The organism is Tatumella ptyseos ATCC 33301, from assembly GCF_000735525.1.
GTDB lineage: Bacteria > Pseudomonadota > Gammaproteobacteria > Enterobacterales > Enterobacteriaceae > Tatumella > Tatumella ptyseos.
The window spans coordinates 71,238-91,680 of sequence record NZ_JMPR01000046.1 but is presented as its reverse complement, the minus strand read 5'-3'; the positions used below and the strand labels follow the sequence as shown (position 1 = coordinate 91,680).

Here is a 20,443-nt window from a genome sequence, read left to right as displayed (position 1 = left end):
GATGTGATAGCAGCACTCTGCATTATACAAGAATTCTAAAATGCATCCGTAGCTCAGCTGGATAGAGTACTCGGCTACGAACCGAGCGGTCGGAGGTTCGAATCCTCCCGGATGCACCATTCTCGTGTAGTATCCCAGGTTGTACAGTCCATCAATAAAGTTTTTCCGATGCATCCGTAGCTCAGCTGGATAGAGTACTCGGCTACGAACCGAGCGGTCGGAGGTTCGAATCCTCCCGGATGCACCATTTTATGTATTACCCGTTGTCACCGTTATATTAGCTTTTCCAATGCATCCGTAGCTCAGCTGGATAGAGTACCCGGCTACGAACCGGGCGGTCGGAGGTTCGAATCCTCCCGGATGCACCATTTCTGAATGTTCTGCTTTCCCCCCTGTTTTTTTCTGTATATTTACTGCTTACTGCTTACTGCTTACTGCTTACTGCTTACTGCTTACTGCTTACTGCTTACTGAAAGCCACCGACTGCCACCGCGGGATCAACGCGTCGCGAACGGCATCCCCATCCTTTATTCCGTGTAAACACGTTTCCTGCCGCCGTCTGCCAGTGGTGCTCTGAATCTGTCTGTCTTTAGTGTTTCTCTCTGCCGGAAGCCTGTGCCCGTCTGTGGCTGTCTCTGCGCCGGCACTGACAGACGAAAAGCCGGTTTCGTCAGAGCGCGGCACGAACAGCAGCACGAACAATAGTGCAGTGATTTCCATTGGGCATCAGTTCGTTAGCAGTTTTTTTGCATTAGCATTTACGGTTTACTCAGGACAGCGACAATTCATCTTCATTAATATAAAGTAACGACTTATCGGTTTAGTCTGGAGTCACTATGTACGATCATTATGACGGGCTTATTTTTGATATGGATGGCACGCTGGTAAACAGTGAGCCGGCACACCGACAGGCATGGACGCAAGTGTTAGAAAAGTACCGCCTGACGTTCTCTTTCGAACAAATGATCGCACTTAACGGTGCACCGTCCTGGAAAATAGCCCATCAGATTATCATTGCGAATAACGTTACATTCGATTCGTATCAGTTAGCAGCAGAAAAAGAGCAGTATCTGGATAAAATATTACTGACACACTCAGCGCTTTTACCATTAATCAGTGTGGCCAGACAGTATCACGGACGTCTGCCGCTGGCTGTCGGTACAGGAAGCAGCCATGCCATGGCCGACCGTTTACTGACTCACCACGGTGTCCGGCACCTTTTTGATGTGCTGGTCGGTGCTGATGATGTACAGCACCATAAACCGGACCCGCAGACCTTCCTGGAATGTGCCAGGCTTATGGGCGTGACACCTGAGAAATGTGTGGTGTTTGAAGACGCTGATTTTGGTCTCCGTGCGGCAAAGGCGGCAGGAATGGATGCCGTTGATGTGCGAACACACTGACGCATGATGTTATGCAGACCAGCGTCCTTTTTTCTGTGCAAACGAGAGTTTTACGCAGTTCTGTCGGGCGTTACCCGCAGACAGTCTGCAAGAGTGATCATCAGTGGCCCGATCCTGGCCGCAGTTCCGACTCTTTGGGTTTTTCGTATCTTTTGGTTCGTTGCTACACTGCGACTGTGAACAGAACTATAAGACATTATTATCACCGTGGGAGGTGACAGTGATACCTGACGTATCTGAAGCATTAAGCTGGCTGGAAAAGCATCCTGAAGCCTTAACCGGCATTGGTCGTGGTATTGAACGTGAATCCCTGAGGGTTCAGCCTGACGGGCATTTATCACAGCAGGGGCATCCTGGCACGTTGGGGTCCGCACTGACTCATGAGTGGATAATCACCGATTTTGCCGAATCGTTGCTGGAATTTGTCACTCCCGTGGATCGTGATGTTTCTCATTTACTGGCCTTTTTACGGGATATCCACCGTCATGTGAGCCGTGAACTGGGGAACGAGCGCCTGTGGCCGTTCAGTATGCCCTGTATCATCCGGGATCCTGAAAATATCACTCTGGCGCAGTACGGCACCTCGAATATCGGACGGATGAAAACGGTCTATCGCGAAGGGCTGAAACATCGTTATGGCTCACTGATGCAGGTGATTTCAGGACTGCATTACAATTTCTCTCTGCCTGAAGCCTTCTGGAAAGCAAAGTTCGCAGAAAAGGATGCCGCTCCGGATAAAGATGACGTCTCTGACGGTTATCTGCAGCTCATTCGTAACTATTACCGTTTTGGCTGGGTTATTCCTTACCTGTTTGGCGCATCCCCGGCTATCTGTGAGACTTTTCTTCCTCAGGGCGCAGGAGACCTGCCGCTGGAGGGTAACGGCAAAGGTACGCTGTGGCTGCCGTATGCAACGTCACTGCGTCTGAGTGACCTCGGATATACCAATAAATCACAGAGTGCATTGGGCATTACCTTCAATTCCCTTGAAGGGTATGTTGCGGCGCTGAAAAAGGCGATCAAAACCCCTTCAGAACAGTATGCTAAACTGGGAGTGACGGACAGTGAGGGTAAACGTATTCAGTTGAATACGAATGTGCTACAGATTGAGAATGAACTCTATGCGCCTATCCGTCCGAAACGGGTTATCCGTTCCGGAGAAGCGCCTTCAGAAGCACTGAAACGGGGCGGAATAGAATATATTGAAGTTCGTTCTCTTGATGTGAACCCGTTCACGCCGATCGGTATTAATGATGAGCAGGTGCGCTTCCTGGATATGTTCCTGATCTGGTGTGCGCTGGCTGAAGCTCCGGAAATGAGTGCAGACGAACTCCAATGCACCCGTGGTAACTGGAATCGGGTGGTGATGGAAGGGCGTAAGCCCGGGTTGACCTTACGTTCAGGTTGCGGAGAATTCGTTTATCCCCTTAAAGAAGCGGGGCTTGGTTTGTTTGAGGGACTGGAACGTATCGCGAAGGTTCTGGATTCGACTCAGGAAGGTGACCACTATCAGCAGGTTTGCCAAAACCTGTTACGCTCGGTGGAAGACCCGGAGCAGACGTATTCTGCGCGTATCCTGCGGGATATGCAGCAGCAAGGTCTGGCAGGCGCAGGGATCACACTGGCAGAACACTACCATCAGATGTTAGTGTCTGAACCGCTGGAGGTGCTTACGGATGAACAGTTCCGTCACCAGGCTGAAGCATCGGTTCTTGCACAGAAGAAAATTGAAGCGAATGATACACTGAGTTTCGAAGAGTATCTGGCGGGCAGGAAAGGCTGAAAAAAGAAAGGCCACATCACTGTGGCCAAATAAACATCTCTGTTGTCAGGGATGATGATAACAAATGCGCGTCTTTCATATACTCAGACGCACGCCCGGTGAAAAAGTTCATAAAAGATAAAAATTTTTTTTAAAAGAGGTAACGATATGCCATTGCTGGATAGTTTTACTGTTGATCATACCCGTATGGCAGCGCCTGCGGTTCGTGTTGCGAAAACCATGAACACTCCTCATGGCGACACTATTACTGTGTTCGATCTGCGTTTTTGCATCCCTAACAAAGAAGTGATGCCTGAACGCGGGATCCACACTCTTGAACACCTGTTTGCAGGTTTCATGCGTAATCACCTGAACGGTCAGGACGTGGAAATTATCGATATTTCTCCGATGGGCTGTCGCACAGGGTTCTACATGAGCCTGATCGGTACGCCGGAAGAGCAGCGTGTGGCAGATGCCTGGAAAGCGGCGATGGAAGATGTCCTGAAAGTGACTGACCAGCGCAAAATTCCTGAACTGAATGAGTTCCAGTGCGGTACTTACGAGATGCACTCTCTGGAAGAAGCTCAGGATATCGCCCGTCACATTATCAGCCATGATGTTCGCGTGAACCACAATGATGAACTGGCGCTACCGGCTGAAACACTGAAAGAGTTACATATTTAGTTTTAAGACAAATCGGGAGCAGCCATCAGGCTCCTGAGATAAAAAAGGCGACGGAACCGGAAGGTTCGTCGCCTTTTTTGATGCCGGAGTATTTATCCCAGAGATTCCTGGAGGGTGGTATGTGGCGTGATCCGCGTCTGCTTGATCATATTGTCCTGAACATCCAGGATCTCGACAGCGTAGTGCCCAATCTGTACTTTTCGCTGGACCTGAGGGATCTCTTCCAGTGCTTCCAGTAACATGCCATTAATGGTACGCGCACCATCTTCCGGCAGCGTCCAGTTAAAGGCTTTATTGATTTCCCGGACATTCGCACTGCCATCTATCAGTACAGAACCATCATTCTGCGGCATCACCTCTTCTGCCAGAGAAGGGGACATCGAGGTGGTGAAGTCGCCGACAATCTCTTCCAGAATATCTTCAATAGTCACCAGACCTTTGATGTCACCATATTCATCGACGATCAGACCCGCTTTCTTCTTATTCCTCTGGAACTTCACCAGTTGCATATTCAATGCCGTCCCCTGAGGCACGTAATAAATCTCATCGGCCGCCCGCAGCAGGTTTTCTTTGGTGAACTCTTTCTTTTCCGTCATCATGCGCCAGGCTTCCCGAACCCGCAGCATACCGACGGTGTCATCCAGTGTATCGCGGAATAAAACAATGCGGCCATGAGGGGAGTGGGTCAGCTGACGGATGATGGATTTCCAGTCATCATTGACATTGATCCCGACGATTTCATTGCGGGGCACCATAATGTCATCGACGGTGACTTTTTCCAGGTCCAGCACGGACAGCAGCATATCCTGATTCCGTCGTGACATCAGCGAGCGCGATTCGTGGACAATGGTGCGTAACTCCTCTTTACTCAGCGCAGAGTTGACGGCACCACTGGTACGAATACCGACAAGCCGCATCAGAACACGGGTGATGGAGTTCAGCAGCCAGACGATGGGCATCATAATGATCTGCAAGGGGGCCAGTAAAAAACTGCTCGGATAGGCCACTTTTTCCGGGTAGAGCGCAGCAATCGTCTTCGGCAGAACCTCTGCAAAGACCAGCACGACGAAGGTCAGGATCCCGGTGGCAATGGCCACCCCGGTATTTCCGTACAGACGGATACCGACAATCGTTGCCAGCGAGGAGGCCAGAATATTTACCAGGTTGTTGCCGATCAGTACCAGACTGATCAGGCGGTCAGGTTTGGATAACAGTTTCTCGACCCGTTTTGCGGCACGGTCACCATTGCGTGCATTGTGACGCAGTTTATAACGATTCAGCGTCATCATGCCGGTTTCAGAGCCGGCAAACCAGGCGGAGACCAGGATCATGATGACCAGTATGATAATTAGCGTAGAGGTTGAAACCTGATCCAACGAGAAATTTCCTTTTGTTTTAATAAATTAGCGGGTTAACAGATATTCAAGCGTACGGCTGCCAAAATAGGCCATCGTCAGGAGCACGGCTCCGCCGCAGTTAAACCAGACCACCCGGCGACCACGCCAGCCTTCACGGTAATGTCCCCATAGCAATACGATATAGACAAACCAGGCGAGTATGGAAAGTACGGCTTTATCGATATTATCTTCCGAAAAGAGGTCATGCATATAGAACAGGCCGCTACACAGCACCAGCGTCAGAAGCACCACACCGACCTGAGTAATGTGGAACATTTTGCGTTCAATCACCATCAGTGGAGGCATATCATGGCTGAAAGCCAGCTTCTTGTTTTTCAGTTGGTAATCAATCCATGCCAGTTGCAGGGCATACAGAGCCGCGATAATCAGTGTTGCATAGGCGAAAAGCGCCAGGCCGATGTGAACCAGTATCCCGGGCGTAGCTTCCAGGTGCGTCAGGAAGGCATTAGGAACAAAGGTGGCAAAGGTCAGGTTGATCAGTGAGAAACTGTAGACAAATGGCAGTAGCAGCCAGCCCCGGTTACGTGACGCGACAATCGTCATCACCGCACAAATCATCAGGCTGACCAGTGAACCTGTGTTCAGTAAACTGAAGTTCTGTACTGGGCCTGGCAGGAAAATCCGCTGTTCAATAGCAACGCCATGAGAGATCAGCGCGATGACCGCCGAAAGCATAGCCATGCGCCGCCAGCCACTGCTCCGGGTCAGCAGGCTTGGTATGATCAATGCGAGACTCAGTGAATAGGCGAATAGCGCCAAAATCGCAAAAACTGACATAAAAGGTTTCGTGTTAGCCATCAGTGAGTGTTCAGAAGGGCAGTATAGCGTTAGCAGCGACTTGCGCCAAACGATCTGATGGTCAATTGCAGAGATCGCTGACGCTTCATGTTATACTGCACGGAAAATGTCGCACAGGCGGCTTCGCTATATATTCTGAGTGATAGATAATGTTTGATAATTTAACCGATCGTTTGTCGCAAACACTGCGCAATATCAGCGGCCGCGGAAGGCTGACAGAAGACAATATTAAAGACACTCTGCGTGAAGTGCGCATGGCATTACTGGAGGCAGATGTTGCCCTGCCGGTAGTCCGTGATTTTATCTCCAGGGTTAAAGAGAGTGCCGTCGGGCACGATGTTAATAAAAGCCTGACCCCGGGCCAGGAGTTCATCAAGATAGTTCGTGATGAACTGGTGGCTGCGATGGGGGCCGAGAACAACACTCTGAACCTTGCTGCACAGCCACCGGCCGTGGTTCTGATGGCAGGTTTGCAGGGGGCTGGTAAGACGACCAGCGTCGGGAAATTAGGTAAATTCCTGAAAGAGAAACACAAGAAGAAAGTCCTTGTGGTCTCTGCCGACGTCTATCGCCCTGCGGCGATCAAACAATTGGAAACCCTGGCGGAACAGGTGGGGGTGGATTTCTGTCCTTCTGATATTTCTCAGAAACCGGTAGAAATTGTCAGCCAGGCGTTAAATGAAGCCAGACTGAAGTTTTACGATGTGCTGCTGGTGGATACCGCCGGTCGTTTGCATGTCGATGAAGCGATGATGGATGAAATCAAACAGGTTCATGCTGCGATCAACCCGGTAGAAACCCTGTTTGTTGTCGATGCCATGACCGGTCAGGATGCGGCCAATACCGCGAAAGCCTTTAACGAAGCCCTGCCTCTGACCGGGGTTATCCTGACGAAAGTGGATGGTGATGCCCGCGGAGGGGCTGCGCTGTCTATTCGCCATATTACCGGTAAACCGATCAAGTTTATGGGTATGGGTGAAAAAACAGAAGCTCTGGAAGCTTTCTACCCGGAGCGTATTGCTTCACGTATTCTCGGCATGGGCGACATGTTGTCGCTTATCGAAGATATTGAGAGTAAAGTTGACCGCGATCAGGCTGAAAAGCTGGCGAAGAAGCTGAAAACCGGCGACGGTTTTGACCTGAATGACTTCCTGCAACAATTGAAGCAGATGCGTAATATGGGTGGCATGGCCAGCCTGATGGGTAAACTGCCGGGCATGGGGCAGTTACCGGACAACGTAAAATCACAGATGGATGATAAGGTGCTGGTCCGTATGGAAGCCATTATCAACTCTATGACACGTAAAGAGCGTGAGAAGCCGGAAATCATCAAAGGTTCGCGTAAGCGTCGTATTGCGACCGGTTGTGGTTTACAGGTTCAGGATGTCAACCGCCTGCTGAAACAATTTGATGATATGCAGCGGATGATGAAAAAGATGAAAAAAGGTGGCATGGCCAAGATGTTACGTGGCATGAAAGGGGCGATGCCGCCAGGATTTCCAGGCCGTTAAGCCGGAATAATGAAAAGCCCGGCGTCTTATTGACTTAACAGGTTGCTTTTTGCGCCAAAATGAGTAAAATTTTCGGGCTTTTTATATTGCACCCGGGCCCCGTTCCTCGATGGGGCCCGGTTGTTTTATTAACTAAAGAGGATGTTATGGTAACAATTCGTTTGGCACGTCACGGCGCTAAAAAGCGTCCATTCTATCAGGTTGTCGTTACTGACAGCCGTAATGCGCGTAATGGTCGTTTTATTGAGCGCGTTGGTTTCTTCAACCCGGTTGCATCTGGTCAGGCTGAAGGACTGCGTCTGGACCTGGATCGCATTGAGCACTGGGTTGGCTTAGGCGCAACTGTTTCTGACCGCGTTAACGCGCTGGTTAAAGAAGCGAAAAAAGCAGCTTAATCTGTCACGGTGGCGAACATGAGCATGACCAGAAAATCTACCGCACAACCTCCTGTTAATTCTCTTACGTTAGGAAAGATGGGAGCGGCCTACGGTATTCGTGGTTGGCTCAAAGTGTTTTCTTCCACTGAAGACGCTGAGCGTATCTTTGATTACCAACCCTGGTTTATTCAGCGTGCCGGTCAATGGCAGCAGGTTGAACTGGAAGGCTGGAAAAATCACAATCAGGACATGATTATCAAAGTCAAAGGCATTGATGATCGTGATGCGGCGGCTCAATTAACCAATTGCGAAATTGTGGTTGATTCGACGCAGTTGCCCGAACTGGAAGACGGTGACTACTACTGGAAAGACCTTATTGGTTGCCAGGTAGTTAACGTTGAAGGTTACGCGATGGGGAAAGTCATTGATATGATGGAAACCGGGTCGAACGACGTTATGGTTGTAAAGGCAAACCTGAAAGATGCTTTTGGCGCTAAAGAGCGGTTAATCCCGTTTCTTTATGAACAGGTTATCAGAAAAGTCGATCTCTCTGCTGGCACAATTGAAGTAGATTGGGATCCTGGTTTTTGATCTCCGGGCATAACGGTAAACCAACGGCGAACGCTATGTGGATTGGTGTGATTAGCCTCTTTCCAGAGATGTTTCGTTCGATTACCGATTACGGGGTAACTGGCCGGGCTGTAAAAAACGGTCTGCTCAGCATTCAGTGCTGGAGTCCAAGAGATTTCACACATGACAGGCATCGTACTGTCGACGACCGTCCTTATGGGGGCGGGCCGGGAATGCTGATGATGGTGCAACCTTTGCGGGATGCTATCCATGCAGCGAAAGCAGCGGCAGGTGAAGGTGCTAAGGTGATTTACCTTTCACCTCAGGGACGCAAACTGGACCAACAGGGCGTTTGCGAACTCGCCGCCGACCGGAAGCTGATTCTGGTTTGTGGCAGGTATGAAGGTATTGATGAGCGGGTAATCGACGCCGAAATTGATGAAGAATGGTCAATCGGTGATTATGTGCTCAGCGGCGGGGAACTGCCGGCAATGACGATGATTGACTCGGTCGCCCGGTTTATTCCGGGAGTTCTCGGGAAACAGGCATCGGCGGAAGAAGACTCGTTTTCTGACGGATTGCTGGATTGTCCGCATTATACCCGACCTGAAGTGTTAGAGGGTGTGGAGGTACCGCCGGTTCTGCTGTCGGGAAACCATGCTGAAATCCGCCGCTGGCGCCTGAAGCAGTCGTTAGGCCGTACCTGGCTAAGAAGACCTGAGCTTCTGGAAAACCTGGCTCTGACTGAAGAGCAAACTAAATTGTTGCGTGAGTTCCGTAAGGAACATCAGCAGCAACAACATGATGATATGGAAGAGTAATCTTCCCTGAATATCAGTTTACCCAGGATAAGAGATTTAATTATGAGCAACATTATTAAACAAATTGAACAAGAACAGATGAAACAGGATGTACCTTCATTCCGTCCGGGTGACTCCGTGGAAGTGAAAGTATGGGTCGTTGAAGGTTCTAAAAAACGTCTGCAGGCATTCGAGGGCGTGGTTATCGCTATTCGTAACCGCGGTCTGCACTCTGCATTCACTGTTCGTAAGATTTCTAACGGCGAAGGTGTTGAGCGTGTATTCCAGACTCACTCACCAGTAATTGACAGCATTGCTGTTAAACGTCGTGGTGCTGTACGTCAGGCCAAACTGTACTACCTGCGTGAGCGTACTGGTAAGGCTGCTCGTATCAAAGAGCGTCTTAACTAAGGTATCGCTAACGCGACATCTGAAAGTTAATAGCAGAAAGGGGTTGGCCAGTGGCCAGCCCCTTTTTTTTACCTGCCGGGCAACCACCCGGCGGCGGTCATAAGTCTGCGGGTAACCCGTGTAAAAGAACGATGTTGCAGACTTATTGGGGAGCGTAGTGCCGCTGAATTTTCGTGATAACGATACAGAAGAATTTTGTTTAACGGATCCGGCTCAGCGGGGTTTTTTGCCGGAGATCTCAAAATTTTGATAATTCTGAGGAGTTGCCATTCGCGTGAAGGTATTCGATGACTCTCATTTTAACGGCACTGAGCCATTCTGCTGCTGTCATATTCCATCTGTCGGGCGCAAAATCAACGCTGTATCGCACGGTAAAAACCTTCAGACCCATCGGCTCCTGCTCAAATTCCTGAATGTTAGCCAGCAGCATTCTTAGATGGAATGGGGAAGAAGTGGCCATGTATTCATTCAGTAAGTTATCGAAATTACACCCGGGATCGAAAATATCACAATCCTGGCCATAGTACGCCACAACGAGGTTATCCATCTCACAGGATTTAGTCATATCAGTATCCATATCACCCCTTATGGTGTTGGGAAGGCCGTAACCAGATAATATTGTCTGCCATTGAATGTTGCAGGCCTGATGACGAGCCGGATACCATAGGCCTTTTTAACCTCAGTCGCCCCCCGCTCTACGTAGGTTCCTATTGGAAAATTAAATCGGTGTGCATAAACGAGTGTAGCGCGGGTATATGTGTATTTCAGGGCATATTCAATCTGTCGGCTCTTAACAGAGAGTACTTCAGAAATAATCAGTTCAGCCTGTCTGATATTTTTAAAACTGGCTGAGATATGAGGGGCACGCGGCTCTGATAAACGGGCAATAAGTTGTTCTGGTGTTCTTCCAACATGACGGGCTATTGTATGCCCCAATCTTCCCCCCTCATGCTCTTTCAGCCTGATACGACCAGAATATACTGAGGCGATTCTTGCTACGCCTGCCGCTGAAGCGAAAATAAAGGGTACGGTAAGGTCAACGGTTATACCCACTCTGTAAGCGGTGGCAGAATCAGCCCCAAGTTGCTCCGCAGCCATTTCGGCTAATCGGGAAGTCGCTGTTTCTGATCGACGCCCGCTCCAAACCTGTCTCAAAGAGGCATTAAGAGCATCAAGACTATGAGCTCAAACAACAATACAACCTGTTTTGGTGATCATGGTAGGTTCAGGCACAATGCATAAAATGCCAGCACCGAAAATTTCCGCAACACTACCAACGACACTTAAACCTCCCCAAAGGCGATTACTGAGGACCTCACCTTCGCTTACTGTCTCGTAGCGAACGATAGCTGCCAATTGTACGGGTGATAAAACAAAACTTAGCCCTTCATCCTTATTCATTATCAAATCCTTTTAATCGCAGAGGTAAGGCTATTACGGAGATTTAATTTTTGAAAGTACTTCCTGTAGGGAGATGCCAGTTTTGATAGCCTTCCTCACGGTTTTCCAAAAGTTTATCTGCCCGGGACTGGGTCTTTAACGGTCAGCGGCTGATGACTTTGCTAATCCGGGCGCTGGCCGGATTTGTCAGGACGATTTCCGGTCTTAGTCATATGAGTCTCTCTGAAATGACTGACAGGACTCCCTTCTATGACCGGTGATGTGGAATTGCTAACCTTATTCAATACCTGACTGAATATCTCCCGACCACAGCCTCTGGCTGCCAGGCATTTATGCGGGACTGACACAACTTTTCGTCCGGAAATGTTATCATGTGTTCATTCATCCGCGGTTGCAGGTCAGATAGTCTGACGCTGTAGACCCGGGCCCGTGAATACGGGGACTGACGACGACAGGAACATGTTATGAGTGACGGTAAAACCATTAAAACCCGCCAGGGAGAGCATCAGTTGCACCCGGAAACATTGATGACCAGCTATGGTTATGACCCGATGTTATCTGAAGGTGCGGTGAAGCCTCCGGTTTTCCTTACCTCAACCTTTATTTTTCGCACCGCAGAAGAAGGGAAAACCTTCTTTGATGTCGCCAGCGGGCGTCAGGCTGCCCCGGACGGAACCCGCGAAGGGCTGGTGTATTCCCGTTTTAACCATCCAAACAGTGAAATTGTGGAAGATCGTCTGGCGCTGTATGAAGGTGCCGAACGTTGTGCCCTGTTTTCATCCGGGATGTCTGCGATAAGCTCAGTATTACTGACGCTGTGCCAGCCAGGGGATGTGGTTCTGAAAACCCAGCCGCTTTACGGGGGGACAGAAACCCTGTTCAATAAAACCCTGGCCCGGTTAGGGATCAGCAGTCATCCGTTGAGTCATGCGCTGGAATATGCGCCGATGCTGGCGTCGGCCAAAGCTGCACTCAGCACCGGTCGTGTGGCGGCTATTTTTGTGGAAACACCGGCTAACCCGACGAACTCTCTGGCGGATATCCGTCTGCTTGCCAGACTTGCCGATGAAATCGAAACGTTACAGGGCTTCCGTCCGCCGGTAGTCTGCGATAATACATTGCTCGGGCCGGTCTTTCAGCGTCCGCTGGCGCTTGGTGCGGATATCAGTGTGTACTCCCTGACAAAATATGTCGGCGGGCATTCTGACCTGGTGGCCGGTGCAGCAATGGGCAGTCGTGCGCTGATGGCACCGGTCAGGCAGATGCGTAGTGCGATAGGTACACAGCTTGACCCGCACTCCTGCTGGATGCTGGGGCGTTCTCTGGAAACGTTGCAGTTACGCATGGAAAAAGCGAATAATAACGCACAGAAAGTGGCTGAATTTCTGCAACAACATCCCGGAATTTCGGCGGTCAATTATCTGCCGTTCAAAGGTGCAGAGACTCCGGAAGGTAAACTGTATCAGCAGCAATGCCAGGGGGCAGGTTCCACCTTTTCCTTTGATGTCGGACAGACACAGGCGGATGCCTTCCGTTTCCTGAACCACCTGAAAATTTTCAGGCTGGCTGTCAGTCTGGGGGGAACTGAATCGCTGGCAAGCCACCCGGCAACGACCACACACTCCGGTGTCGCAAAAGAAACCCGCGAAGCTTTTGCCATCTACGAGACTACGGTCCGCGTGTCTATCGGGATCGAGCACCCGGCAGATCTGATTGCCGACCTGCAACAGGCGCTGGAATCTCTGTCTGAGTAATGCTTTTTATGCCGGCCAGCCGGCCGGCATAAGGCTTAACGCTTAGCGAGCAACGATAAAACGCTCGCTGTCAGGAATATAGGTTTTCTCTCCCGCCGGGGCTTCGATGGAACCGAAGTTCATCTGCGCCCGCAGTTTCCAGCTTGCCGGAATATTCCATGTCTGCTGTACATCCTCATCTACCAGCGGGTTATAGTGCTGCAGGTTCGCCCCGATACCTTTTTCTGCCAGTGCCAGCCAGACAGCATATTGGGCAATTCCTGTACTGTGTTCTGACCAGATCGGGAAATTATCCGCATAGGACGGGAACTGCTGCTGCAGTCCGCTCACCACCTGCTGGTCTTCAAAAAACAGGACGGAACCTGCTGCGGCTGCAAAGCCGGCCAGTTTTTTTTCGGTGTTAACGAAAGCATCGGCCGCAACACGTTTTTTCAGTTGATCACCGGTCAGTGCCCAGAATTTTTTATGTTCCTCGCCCAGCAGGATCAGCGCCCGCGAACTCTGCGAGTTGAAGGCCGAGGGGGCATTTCGGATAGCCGTCCGGATAAGAGCTATAACCTCATCTTCTGCCAGCGGCAGCGTGGGACCCAGGGCGTAGATAGTTCTGCGTTTTTCGGCCAGTGCATTAAAACTTTGCGACATATCGTCTCCTTCGTTATGGGGTCACGTCCCCGGGAGTTCCGCGAGGGGGCTGTGAGGTATTCGCCTGTCTGAGTGACAGGGGGATGCTTACCTCGTAAATAATACCTCCGGACACTAAGTAACAAACATGATTGATAGTATCAAAGAGTGTAGCGGTGTTTCTTTGCTGGTGAATAACTCTGCCCGCTATTTTTTCTACCGGAACCCTTAACCTGTACCGGGTCTGATTTTGGCGGTAATATCAACAACAGGGCGATCTCGTCAGTAAACTGAGCTAAAAATATCCCGGGATATTTAATTTTTCTGATGAATATCAACTCTTTTACCCTGATATATCGATACACTCTGGTGTAAGAGATATCTACTTTCACTGTTCCCGTCTTAAGGAGTTCTTCCATGAAAGCAGCAGTCGTAACTAAAGATCATAGTGTAGACATTGTTGATAAGAAACTGCGCCCTCTCGGGCACGGAGAGGCCCTGTTAAAGATGGAGTACTGTGGCGTATGCCATACGGATCTTCATGTAAAAAACGGTGATTTTGGTGATAAAACCGGCGTTATTCTGGGGCATGAAGGTATCGGGGTGGTCAAAGAAATCGGTCCGGGCGTAACCTCACTGAAGCCCGGCGATCGTGCCAGTGTGGCCTGGTTCTTCCAGGGATGCGGATACTGTGAGTATTGTAACAGCGGTAATGAAACCCTGTGTCGTAGCGTAAAAAATGCCGGTTATACCGTCGATGGCGGTATGGCTGAAGAATGTATTGTGGTCGCGGATTATGCGGTTAAAGTCCCGGAGGGTCTGGATTCTGCCGCCGCCAGTAGTATTACCTGTGCCGGGGTTACCACTTATAAAGCGGTCAAAGTTTCTCATATTCAGCCAGGACAGTGGATTGCCATTTATGGTCTGGGCGGTCTGGGGAACCTTGCGCTGCAGTATGCGAAGAATGTCTTTAATGCGAAAGTGGTCGCTGTTGATGTTAATGAAAACCAGCTTGAATTTGCCAAAGAGATGGGCGCTGACCTGACCATTAACCCGTTAAATGAAGACGCAGCGAAGGTGATGCAGGAAAAATGTGGCGGAGCTCATGCCGCAGTCGTTACAGCGGTCGCAAAATCAGCCTTTAATTCAGCCGTCGATTGCGTACGTGCAGGCGGACGTGTGGTTGCGGTGGGGCTGCCTCCGGAGTCTATGAGTCTGGATATTCCTCGTCTGGTACTGGATGGTATTGAAGTCGTCGGTTCGCTGGTCGGTACCCGTAAAGATCTGAGTGAAGCTTTCCGCTTCGCGGCTGAAGGCAAAGTGGTGCCGAAAGTCGAGAAACGGAAGGTTGAAGATATTAATGATATTTTCCATGAGATGGAGCAGGGGAAAATCAAAGGTCGTATGGTGATTGATTTCTGTTCACACGATCACTAACCCCCCGAATGCAAAACAGGCCCTGACCCGAAAAGTCAGGGTTTTTTTTTTGTTGCAGAGAATGTTGCGTCGCAGAAAAAAGGACAAGCACCGGCCCGCATGGCAAAAAATCCCGCCGGAACGACAGGACGACTGAATGTATTCCGGGTTAAATTGGTCAGACCGGTTTTCGTTGTAAAGTAAGCTGAATCACACTTCTGAGACTAATTTTGTGATCGGTTTCGAATAAACTTAACAATGGTTTTACATTGTCGTTAGGATGTCTCCCGACAACACAGCGTTAACTTCAGGAGATCATTTGTTCGGGATAAACGTCTGAAACAGAGGCTCGCGCCGGAGGGAAAAATGGAAAAGTCGTCAGATAAACTCAGTGATTTGCTGGTCAGGCGCCTGCAAACACTGATCAGGGAGCAGTCACTGACGGCCGGAATGCGATTACCTTCAGAACGTAAACTTGCGGCGGAGCTGCAGGTTTCCCGGGCATCGGTCAGGGAAGCACTTCAGAAACTGAACAGTGCCGGGGTGGTGACCACGCACAGGGGGGGCGGGACCTATGTGTGTAAAGCACTCTCCCCATGGTCGGAAAGGGTGATCGTCGAGCCTTTGCAGGCACAGATGCCCGACAACCCCGGCTTTCGTTCCGATATTCTGGAGGCAAGACATACGCTGGAAGCGGGAACGGCATGGCATGCGGCGCTCAGGGCCACCGCGGAAGATAAGCAACGGTTACAGTACTGCTTTGATGCCATGAGTGAGTTACAGGAAGGCGGAGATGCCAGCCTCGTGGCTCAGGCCGATGCCCGTTTTCATCTGATGATTGCTGAAGCGTCACACAATACTGTGTTGTTACAGACTATGCGCGGACTGTTTGATTTATTGCACAGCTCGGTATTACAGAGTCGTCAGCAAATGTTTTCCAGTGAGGATATTGTCAGCCGGTTATCGGAACAACATGATCATCTGTTGCAGGCCATTCTCAGGGGTGATGCCGATGCTGCGCGTAACGCAGCCAATTGCCATCTCAGTTTCGTGCACAGGACAACACAACAACTTGATGAAGACTATGCCAGACAACTCAGAGTTATTCGTTTGCCTGACAGCCTTCTGCAACGCACAGAGAATTAATCATGATTATTTCTGCTTCATCTGACTATCGTGCCGCCGCGGAGCGACGTTTACCTCCTTTCCTGTTCCATTATATCGATGGCGGGGCTTATACCGAATACACCATGAAACGTAATACCGATGACCTGTCCGGTATCGCATTACGTCAGCGGGTATTAAAAAATATGTCCTCGCTGAGTCTGGAAACAAAACTGTTTAATGAGACATTATCGATGCCGGTGGCGCTGGGGCCGGTAGGTCTGACGGGAATGTATGCCCGCAGGGGAGAAGTTCAGGCTGCGAAAGCCGCAGCAAAAGCAGGGATCCCTTTCACATTATCCACGGTGTCCGTCTGTCCGATTGAAGAAGTCACTCCGGCAATTGACCGCCCCATGTGGTTTCAGTTGTATGTCTTACGTGACCGCGGTTTTATGCGCAATGTACTGGAACGAGCCAAAGCTGCGGGCTGTTCAACGCTGGTCTTTACGGTAGATATGCCGACGCCCGGAGCGCGTTATCGTGATGCCCATTCCGGGATGAGTGGTCCGTTTGCAGCGTCACGCCGTTATCTGCAGTCAGTGCAGCATCCTTCCTGGGCATGGGATGTGGGGGTTATGGGCCGTCCGCATGATCTGGGTAATGTTTCAGCGTATCTCGGCAAACCGACGGCATTGGAAGATTATATTGGCTGGCTGGCGAATAACTTTGATCAGTCTATCTCCTGGAAAGATCTGGAATGGATCCGTGATTTCTGGGACGGCCCGATGGTCATTAAAGGTATTCTCGACCCGGAAGATGCTAAAGATGCCGTACGTTTTGGTGCCGATGGTATCGTGGTGTCTAACCACGGCGGCCGGCAACTGGATGGCGTACTTTCTACGGCCAGGGCCATGCCTGCGATAGCCGATGCCGTTAAAGGCGACCTGACCTTACTGGCAGACAGCGGTATCCGTAACGGACTGGATGTTGTACGCATGCTGGCGCTGGGCGCTGACACCGTATTACTGGGACGTGCATTTATCTATGCTCTGGCGGCTCACGGGCAGAAGGGGGTTGAGAATCTGCTGACGCTGATCGCCAACGAAATGCGGGTTGCCATGACCCTGACCGGGGCAAAATCGGTGGCGGAGATAAACCGTGACTTGCTGGCTAATCTTCAGCTACCCGGATAATTCGCAAACATAGCCTGTAACACGGTAAAACAAGGCAATACTGACAGAGCGACTATACTGAATACTGAGTATCTTATTACGGAGGAGAGTATGACGATTCATAAGAAAGGTTCGGCTCACTGGGAAGGCGATATTAAAGGTAAAGGGACTGTCAGCACCGAAAGCGGCGCGCTCAGTCAGCAACCTTATGGCTTTAACACCCGTTTTGAAGATAAACCCGGGACTAACCCTGAAGAGCTGATTGGCGCAGCCCATGCGGCCTGTTTCTCCATGGCGCTTTCTCTGATGCTGGGTCAGGCAGGGCATACGCCGAAAAGCATCGATACCACCGCCGATGTTTCTCTGGATAAAAAGGGTGAAGGTTTTGCCATCACCAAAGTGGCACTGAAAAGTGTTATTGAACTTCCGGGGATTGATGAGAAAAAATTTGAAGAGATCATTAATAAAGCCAAATCCGGCTGCCCGGTCTCTCAGTTGCTGAATACTGAAATTACACTGGATTACGTCCTGGAAAACTAATTCAGGCGTGTCAGAGTCAGGGAGGTTACGGCCTCCCGTCCCTGTCAGTTCTTTGTCCCGGTCTTTCCGGGCGATTTTGACCCGCGCGGTACCCGGATCACCCGGGCCGGATCGGCGGCAATAAATTCTAATGTCGGGGCATAGTAGAAAGGCAGCCAGCCACCATAGCCCGCTTCCCATTCCCAGCGCACGGGACAGGGCCAGATAATATCCTGATACAGCAAATAATAAATCCAGCGTCCCCCGGGTTTACGTGGCCGCTTGTTTTTTTGTGACTTCATAACTATCCGCTATCCGCGCTAACCGTTGAGTCCTGCAGCTTATCCGGGAAAACAGCCCTTATTCGGACTCTGCTCCTGAACGCCGATGCACTTCACCGCAGAGCAACACCGCATGCGGACGCGCCTTACGAATACGATCTGCCATCACCTCACAGCTACCCTGCGTCGGAAAAATATGCTCCGAAACCGGCAAAGCATCGCAGGCATCGTTACCACAGGCACTGACTAATAGCACGAATCCGATTAACATGACTAGCTCCTTATACCCGGGCACAGGCCATGATTGCCGGGCGGATCAGTATAGCATTCTTGCCGATAACGCGATGATGACCCGCACCGGCATGGCAGGTTTTTCTGCAAGACGGTGCGTAGCTGCGTTACAATTTAATTTTTATCCAGGATCGCTCTCAATGTTAACAGGTAACAAGATAATGAATGAACCCATCGCCCGCCCTTCTGAAAACCCAAAGCAGGCCGCCCTACAGGTGGTGATCGAGCTGGTCCGGGCCGGCAAACTGAGCCCGCTACAGGGAGATGCCTCAAATATGCTGTCGATTTACGAGCAGTTCAAAACGCACTTTGAGCAGGAGTCTGGCGCTGAGTCGTGAGAGTGATATCACTGCATACGGGCGATGGACTGCCCGTACTAAGCTGCAGAAAGATATAATGCCGGCACCAGGGCTATCAGGTTGTTCAGGGTATGCAAAAAAACCGGTAAGGCGAGTCCTTTGCTTTTGATTCTGGCCCAGCACAATAAGAGTGAGAAGAGTGTCAGCGCTACGATGGACTGCCAGTGAATATACTGAGTATGCATGGCGGCAAAAAGCAATGACGTCAGTAAGGTACAGGCCAGCCGGCTTTCAGGAGCCCATAATAAAAACGCTTGCAGAAGAAACCCACGGAATAAAATTTCTTCAAATACCGGTGCCAGACAGACGGCAGTGATCAGCAGAATCAATTGAGAGTTCCGCGGCTGATTGGCTTGTTCGGACAGCCAGACTTCCGGGACTAAATATTGGGTCTCCGCAACCATCAGGATCAGTAACGCTGCCGTGAATAGTAATGTCGGTACCAGTAATAACTGACCGAAAGGAATGTCGTCCCGGCGCTGGCAGTAAAAACGATACAACGGATAAATCACTGCAAATTCAAGCAGGCAGATCACCGGCACCAGCAAGCCACTGGTCCGCAGTGCCAGAAAGTCAGGAAACAGCGTTATCATCAGGGTTATCACGTAGTAGATAACAAAACTTCCAAGATAAAACGCGGTGAGTGTGATTTTATCGGAATGTGTATTCATCGGCAGTCCGGAGTTAAGAATCTTCTGAATAATATCAATGGTAAAGATCACTGTCGAGTCATCAGCGATAATCGCAGAGGCCATTGACGTCACTTAGTGTGATCCATTTTCCCGCGGGAGGATGCAATCAGGGGCCGCCGGTCAGTCAGTATCAGAGATGGCCAGTGAGTAAGATAACCACGTCTCTTTGTAACAGAAAACCGCTACAGTGAAGAGTATGGCTGGCTGAAGATATCTTTCCCGTGTGATACCCGGCATTCCATGATGACATCAGTACAAGTGTGGCCCGGATCAGTATTTTATGTTGTACAAAGCCCGCGGAGAAGTGTCTCAGTGTGGCGTTTCAGGAGTTATGATGACATTTTACGGAAAACTCGCTCTGTTAAGCGGAATTGTACTACTGGCCTCCTGCCAGTCTGCCAGCCACCGTCAGCAGGCACCGGCTTATGTCCCGGATGATGATATGTGCGGAGCCTCTCAGTTCCAGAATTTTATTGGCAAGCCATTGACCTCTATAGAAAATATGCGGTTCGGGACCGAGTCCAGGGCGATTGCCTATAATTCGGTTGTTACGATGGACTTTAACCTGCGCCGTCTGAATTTTATGGCGGATGAGCAAGGGAAAATTACCCGGGTCTATTGTGGCTGAAACTGCTATGCCTGCCGCCGGGGTTAGCGAAAACGACAGGGTGCTGTAGGGGCAGTGTCAGAAAAGTGTTAAGGCTGGTTTCAGTGAATAAATACAGGGAGGATACGGATTTTTCTGAGCAATACTGCCTATATACTGAAGACCGGAAGCAGAAACAACCCGAATAGAGGTCAACTATGGTACGACTGTTAAAAATTGCTGCTGTTCTGGGCGTCGTAGTAATGCTGAATGGCTGTATTTTCCCGCCTCCTGGCGGCGGCTGGGGTGGCGGTGGTCACGGCGGTGGTGGTGGTGGCTGGGGTGGCGGTGGCGGTGGTCCGCACTACTCCGGTAATTGATCCCGCTGAACTGCTGAAGGCACACCCGGTATCATCGCGGGTGTGTCTGAGCGACTTCCCGCCCGGGCGCTGCCCCGTGAACCGGGATGCTCTCCTCCTGAGGCTATGTCCCGGTATTTAAATTTCTATTCGT

At 50.4% G+C, this 20,443-nt stretch carries 25 protein-coding genes and 3 tRNA genes; 19 read left to right on the top strand and 9 right to left on the bottom strand.

Going from position 1 to position 20,443, the window contains the following annotated elements:
- The first annotated feature begins 42 nt into the window (after window positions 1–42).
- From GTPT_RS14845 to luxS, 6 genes are all read left to right on the top strand, one after another.
- Window positions 43–119 (top strand) — tRNA-Arg (locus GTPT_RS14845).
- A gap of 51 nt (window positions 120–170) precedes the next feature.
- A tRNA-Arg gene (locus GTPT_RS14840) sits at window positions 171–247 on the top strand.
- A 44-nt stretch (window positions 248–291) separates the two neighbouring features.
- Window positions 292–368 (top strand) — tRNA-Arg (locus GTPT_RS14835).
- A 468-nt stretch (window positions 369–836) separates the two neighbouring features.
- Window positions 837–1,403, top strand: coding sequence for a fructose-1-phosphate/6-phosphogluconate phosphatase (gene yqaB / locus GTPT_RS14825; RefSeq protein ID WP_025902551.1), 567 nt, complete (start codon window positions 837–839; stop codon window positions 1,401–1,403).
- Between the two features lie 220 nt (window positions 1,404–1,623).
- Window positions 1,624–3,186 (top strand): glutamate--cysteine ligase, encoded by a 1,563-nt coding sequence (gene gshA / locus GTPT_RS14820; protein WP_029989947.1) that lies wholly within the window; start codon window positions 1,624–1,626, stop codon window positions 3,184–3,186.
- Window positions 3,187–3,333: 147 nt separating this feature from the next.
- Window positions 3,334–3,849, top strand: coding sequence for an S-ribosylhomocysteine lyase (gene luxS, locus GTPT_RS14815; protein ID WP_029989949.1), 516 nt, complete (start codon window positions 3,334–3,336; stop codon window positions 3,847–3,849).
- Window positions 3,850–3,941: 92 nt separating this feature from the next.
- Here the strand turns inward: luxS and GTPT_RS14810 are convergent, their stop codons facing one another.
- Complete coding sequence (locus GTPT_RS14810; RefSeq protein ID WP_025902548.1) at window positions 3,942–5,225, bottom strand: HlyC/CorC family transporter; 1,284 nt, start codon at window positions 5,223–5,225, stop codon at window positions 3,942–3,944.
- Between the two features lie 27 nt (window positions 5,226–5,252).
- Complete coding sequence (locus GTPT_RS14805; RefSeq protein WP_029989951.1) at window positions 5,253–6,044, bottom strand: cytochrome C assembly family protein; 792 nt, start codon at window positions 6,042–6,044, stop codon at window positions 5,253–5,255.
- A gap of 170 nt (window positions 6,045–6,214) precedes the next feature.
- Here GTPT_RS14805 and ffh point away from each other — a divergent pair, with 170 nt between their 5' ends.
- The 5 genes from ffh (at window position 6,215) to rplS (ending at window position 9,734) form a co-directional block, all read left to right on the top strand.
- Window positions 6,215–7,576, top strand: a complete 1,362-nt coding sequence (gene ffh / locus GTPT_RS14800) for a signal recognition particle protein (protein WP_025902546.1) — start codon at window positions 6,215–6,217, stop codon at window positions 7,574–7,576.
- 146 nt (window positions 7,577–7,722) lie between these two features.
- Window positions 7,723–7,971, top strand: coding sequence for a 30S ribosomal protein S16 (rpsP, locus tag GTPT_RS14795; RefSeq protein ID WP_025902545.1), 249 nt, complete (start codon window positions 7,723–7,725; stop codon window positions 7,969–7,971).
- 24 nt (window positions 7,972–7,995) lie between these two features.
- A complete protein-coding gene (gene rimM / locus GTPT_RS14790; RefSeq protein WP_025902544.1) occupies window positions 7,996–8,544 on the top strand; it encodes a ribosome maturation factor RimM in 549 nt (182 codons plus the stop codon).
- Window positions 8,545–8,579: 35 nt separating this feature from the next.
- Window positions 8,580–9,344, top strand: a complete 765-nt coding sequence (gene trmD / locus GTPT_RS14785) for a tRNA (guanosine(37)-N1)-methyltransferase TrmD (RefSeq protein ID WP_025902543.1) — start codon at window positions 8,580–8,582, stop codon at window positions 9,342–9,344.
- 42 nt (window positions 9,345–9,386) lie between these two features.
- On the top strand, window positions 9,387–9,734 hold the full coding sequence (rplS, locus tag GTPT_RS14780; RefSeq protein ID WP_025902542.1) for a 50S ribosomal protein L19: 348 nt from the start codon (window positions 9,387–9,389) through the stop codon (window positions 9,732–9,734).
- A gap of 238 nt (window positions 9,735–9,972) precedes the next feature.
- Here the strand turns inward: rplS and GTPT_RS14775 are convergent, their stop codons facing one another.
- The 3 genes from GTPT_RS14775 to GTPT_RS17880 all read right to left on the bottom strand — a co-directional run bounded on the left by GTPT_RS14775 (window position 9,973) and on the right by GTPT_RS17880 (window position 11,135).
- Complete coding sequence (locus GTPT_RS14775; RefSeq protein ID WP_235501119.1) at window positions 9,973–10,299, bottom strand: contact-dependent growth inhibition system immunity protein; 327 nt, start codon at window positions 10,297–10,299, stop codon at window positions 9,973–9,975.
- 20 nt (window positions 10,300–10,319) lie between these two features.
- Window positions 10,320–10,832 (bottom strand): RNase A-like domain-containing protein, encoded by a 513-nt coding sequence (locus GTPT_RS17885; protein ID WP_244875082.1) that lies wholly within the window; start codon window positions 10,830–10,832, stop codon window positions 10,320–10,322.
- Window positions 10,833–10,919: 87 nt separating this feature from the next.
- Window positions 10,920–11,135, bottom strand: coding sequence for a hypothetical protein (locus tag GTPT_RS17880; RefSeq protein WP_241964886.1), 216 nt, complete (start codon window positions 11,133–11,135; stop codon window positions 10,920–10,922).
- 464 nt (window positions 11,136–11,599) lie between these two features.
- Here GTPT_RS17880 and GTPT_RS14765 point away from each other — a divergent pair, with 464 nt between their 5' ends.
- Entirely contained in the window at window positions 11,600–12,889 is a 1,290-nt protein-coding gene (locus GTPT_RS14765) for a cystathionine gamma-synthase family protein (RefSeq protein ID WP_029989955.1), read from the top strand.
- A gap of 42 nt (window positions 12,890–12,931) precedes the next feature.
- Here GTPT_RS14765 and GTPT_RS14760 read toward each other — a convergent pair whose 3' ends face one another.
- Complete coding sequence (locus GTPT_RS14760; RefSeq protein WP_025902538.1) at window positions 12,932–13,531, bottom strand: nitroreductase family protein; 600 nt, start codon at window positions 13,529–13,531, stop codon at window positions 12,932–12,934.
- A gap of 396 nt (window positions 13,532–13,927) precedes the next feature.
- Between GTPT_RS14760 and adhP the strand changes: the two genes are divergently transcribed.
- The 4 genes from adhP (at window position 13,928) to GTPT_RS14735 (ending at window position 17,742) form a co-directional block, all read left to right on the top strand.
- Complete coding sequence (adhP, locus tag GTPT_RS14750) at window positions 13,928–14,947, top strand: alcohol dehydrogenase AdhP (protein WP_029989956.1); 1,020 nt, start codon at window positions 13,928–13,930, stop codon at window positions 14,945–14,947.
- Window positions 14,948–15,292: 345 nt separating this feature from the next.
- The gene (gene lldR / locus GTPT_RS14745; RefSeq protein WP_025902535.1) at window positions 15,293–16,072 is read left to right on the top strand and encodes a transcriptional regulator LldR; all 780 of its coding nucleotides are present in this window, start codon (window positions 15,293–15,295) and stop codon (window positions 16,070–16,072) included.
- A gap of 2 nt (window positions 16,073–16,074) precedes the next feature.
- Complete coding sequence (gene lldD, locus GTPT_RS14740; protein ID WP_025902534.1) at window positions 16,075–17,223, top strand: FMN-dependent L-lactate dehydrogenase LldD; 1,149 nt, start codon at window positions 16,075–16,077, stop codon at window positions 17,221–17,223.
- 90 nt (window positions 17,224–17,313) lie between these two features.
- A complete protein-coding gene (locus GTPT_RS14735) occupies window positions 17,314–17,742 on the top strand; it encodes an OsmC family protein (RefSeq protein ID WP_025902533.1) in 429 nt (142 codons plus the stop codon).
- Between the two features lie 44 nt (window positions 17,743–17,786).
- Here the strand turns inward: GTPT_RS14735 and GTPT_RS14730 are convergent, their stop codons facing one another.
- Window positions 17,787–18,023 (bottom strand): hypothetical protein, encoded by a 237-nt coding sequence (locus GTPT_RS14730; protein WP_025902532.1) that lies wholly within the window; start codon window positions 18,021–18,023, stop codon window positions 17,787–17,789.
- Between the two features lie 58 nt (window positions 18,024–18,081).
- The gene (locus GTPT_RS14725; protein ID WP_025902531.1) at window positions 18,082–18,273 is read right to left on the bottom strand and encodes a hypothetical protein; all 192 of its coding nucleotides are present in this window, start codon (window positions 18,271–18,273) and stop codon (window positions 18,082–18,084) included.
- A gap of 160 nt (window positions 18,274–18,433) precedes the next feature.
- On the opposite strand from GTPT_RS14725, the gene GTPT_RS17590 reads away from it, so the two are divergent.
- Window positions 18,434–18,631, top strand: a complete 198-nt coding sequence (locus GTPT_RS17590) for a hypothetical protein (RefSeq protein WP_145959570.1) — start codon at window positions 18,434–18,436, stop codon at window positions 18,629–18,631.
- Window positions 18,632–18,669: 38 nt separating this feature from the next.
- Here the strand turns inward: GTPT_RS17590 and GTPT_RS14715 are convergent, their stop codons facing one another.
- A complete protein-coding gene (locus GTPT_RS14715; protein WP_025902530.1) occupies window positions 18,670–19,323 on the bottom strand; it encodes a CPBP family intramembrane glutamic endopeptidase in 654 nt (217 codons plus the stop codon).
- A gap of 355 nt (window positions 19,324–19,678) precedes the next feature.
- Between GTPT_RS14715 and GTPT_RS14710 the strand changes: the two genes are divergently transcribed.
- Together GTPT_RS14710 and GTPT_RS17670 are read left to right on the top strand one after the other, a co-directional pair.
- On the top strand, window positions 19,679–19,972 hold the full coding sequence (locus GTPT_RS14710) for an I78 family peptidase inhibitor (protein WP_025902529.1): 294 nt from the start codon (window positions 19,679–19,681) through the stop codon (window positions 19,970–19,972).
- A 176-nt stretch (window positions 19,973–20,148) separates the two neighbouring features.
- Window positions 20,149–20,310, top strand: a complete 162-nt coding sequence (locus GTPT_RS17670; RefSeq protein ID WP_162832846.1) for a hypothetical protein — start codon at window positions 20,149–20,151, stop codon at window positions 20,308–20,310.
- Window positions 20,311–20,443 lie beyond the last annotated feature (133 nt).

Coding starts and splice junctions, on each gene's coding strand:
- yqaB (WP_025902551.1), top strand. CDS start 837: ATGTACGATCATTATGACGGGCTTATTTTTGATATGGATGGCACGCTG.
- luxS (WP_029989949.1), top strand. CDS start 3,334: ATGCCATTGCTGGATAGTTTTACTGTTGATCATACCCGTATGGCAGCG.
- GTPT_RS14805 (WP_029989951.1), bottom strand. CDS start 6,044: ATGTCAGTTTTTGCGATTTTGGCGCTATTCGCCTATTCACTGAGTCTC.
- ffh (WP_025902546.1), top strand. CDS start 6,215: ATGTTTGATAATTTAACCGATCGTTTGTCGCAAACACTGCGCAATATC.
- rpsP (WP_025902545.1), top strand. CDS start 7,723: ATGGTAACAATTCGTTTGGCACGTCACGGCGCTAAAAAGCGTCCATTC.
- rimM (WP_025902544.1), top strand. CDS start 7,996: ATGACCAGAAAATCTACCGCACAACCTCCTGTTAATTCTCTTACGTTA.
- trmD (WP_025902543.1), top strand. CDS start 8,580: ATGTGGATTGGTGTGATTAGCCTCTTTCCAGAGATGTTTCGTTCGATT.
- rplS (WP_025902542.1), top strand. CDS start 9,387: ATGAGCAACATTATTAAACAAATTGAACAAGAACAGATGAAACAGGAT.
- GTPT_RS14775 (WP_235501119.1), bottom strand. CDS start 10,299: ATGACTAAATCCTGTGAGATGGATAACCTCGTTGTGGCGTACTATGGC.
- GTPT_RS17885 (WP_244875082.1), bottom strand. CDS start 10,832: ATGGCTGCGGAGCAACTTGGGGCTGATTCTGCCACCGCTTACAGAGTG.
- GTPT_RS17880 (WP_241964886.1), bottom strand. CDS start 11,135: ATGAATAAGGATGAAGGGCTAAGTTTTGTTTTATCACCCGTACAATTG.
- GTPT_RS14765 (WP_029989955.1), top strand. CDS start 11,600: ATGAGTGACGGTAAAACCATTAAAACCCGCCAGGGAGAGCATCAGTTG.
- GTPT_RS14760 (WP_025902538.1), bottom strand. CDS start 13,531: ATGTCGCAAAGTTTTAATGCACTGGCCGAAAAACGCAGAACTATCTAC.
- adhP (WP_029989956.1), top strand. CDS start 13,928: ATGAAAGCAGCAGTCGTAACTAAAGATCATAGTGTAGACATTGTTGAT.
- lldR (WP_025902535.1), top strand. CDS start 15,293: ATGGAAAAGTCGTCAGATAAACTCAGTGATTTGCTGGTCAGGCGCCTG.
- lldD (WP_025902534.1), top strand. CDS start 16,075: ATGATTATTTCTGCTTCATCTGACTATCGTGCCGCCGCGGAGCGACGT.
- GTPT_RS14735 (WP_025902533.1), top strand. CDS start 17,314: ATGACGATTCATAAGAAAGGTTCGGCTCACTGGGAAGGCGATATTAAA.
- GTPT_RS14730 (WP_025902532.1), bottom strand. CDS start 18,023: ATGAAGTCACAAAAAAACAAGCGGCCACGTAAACCCGGGGGACGCTGG.
- GTPT_RS14725 (WP_025902531.1), bottom strand. CDS start 18,273: ATGTTAATCGGATTCGTGCTATTAGTCAGTGCCTGTGGTAACGATGCC.
- GTPT_RS17590 (WP_145959570.1), top strand. CDS start 18,434: ATGTTAACAGGTAACAAGATAATGAATGAACCCATCGCCCGCCCTTCT.
- GTPT_RS14715 (WP_025902530.1), bottom strand. CDS start 19,323: ATGAATACACATTCCGATAAAATCACACTCACCGCGTTTTATCTTGGA.
- GTPT_RS14710 (WP_025902529.1), top strand. CDS start 19,679: ATGACATTTTACGGAAAACTCGCTCTGTTAAGCGGAATTGTACTACTG.
- GTPT_RS17670 (WP_162832846.1), top strand. CDS start 20,149: ATGGTACGACTGTTAAAAATTGCTGCTGTTCTGGGCGTCGTAGTAATG.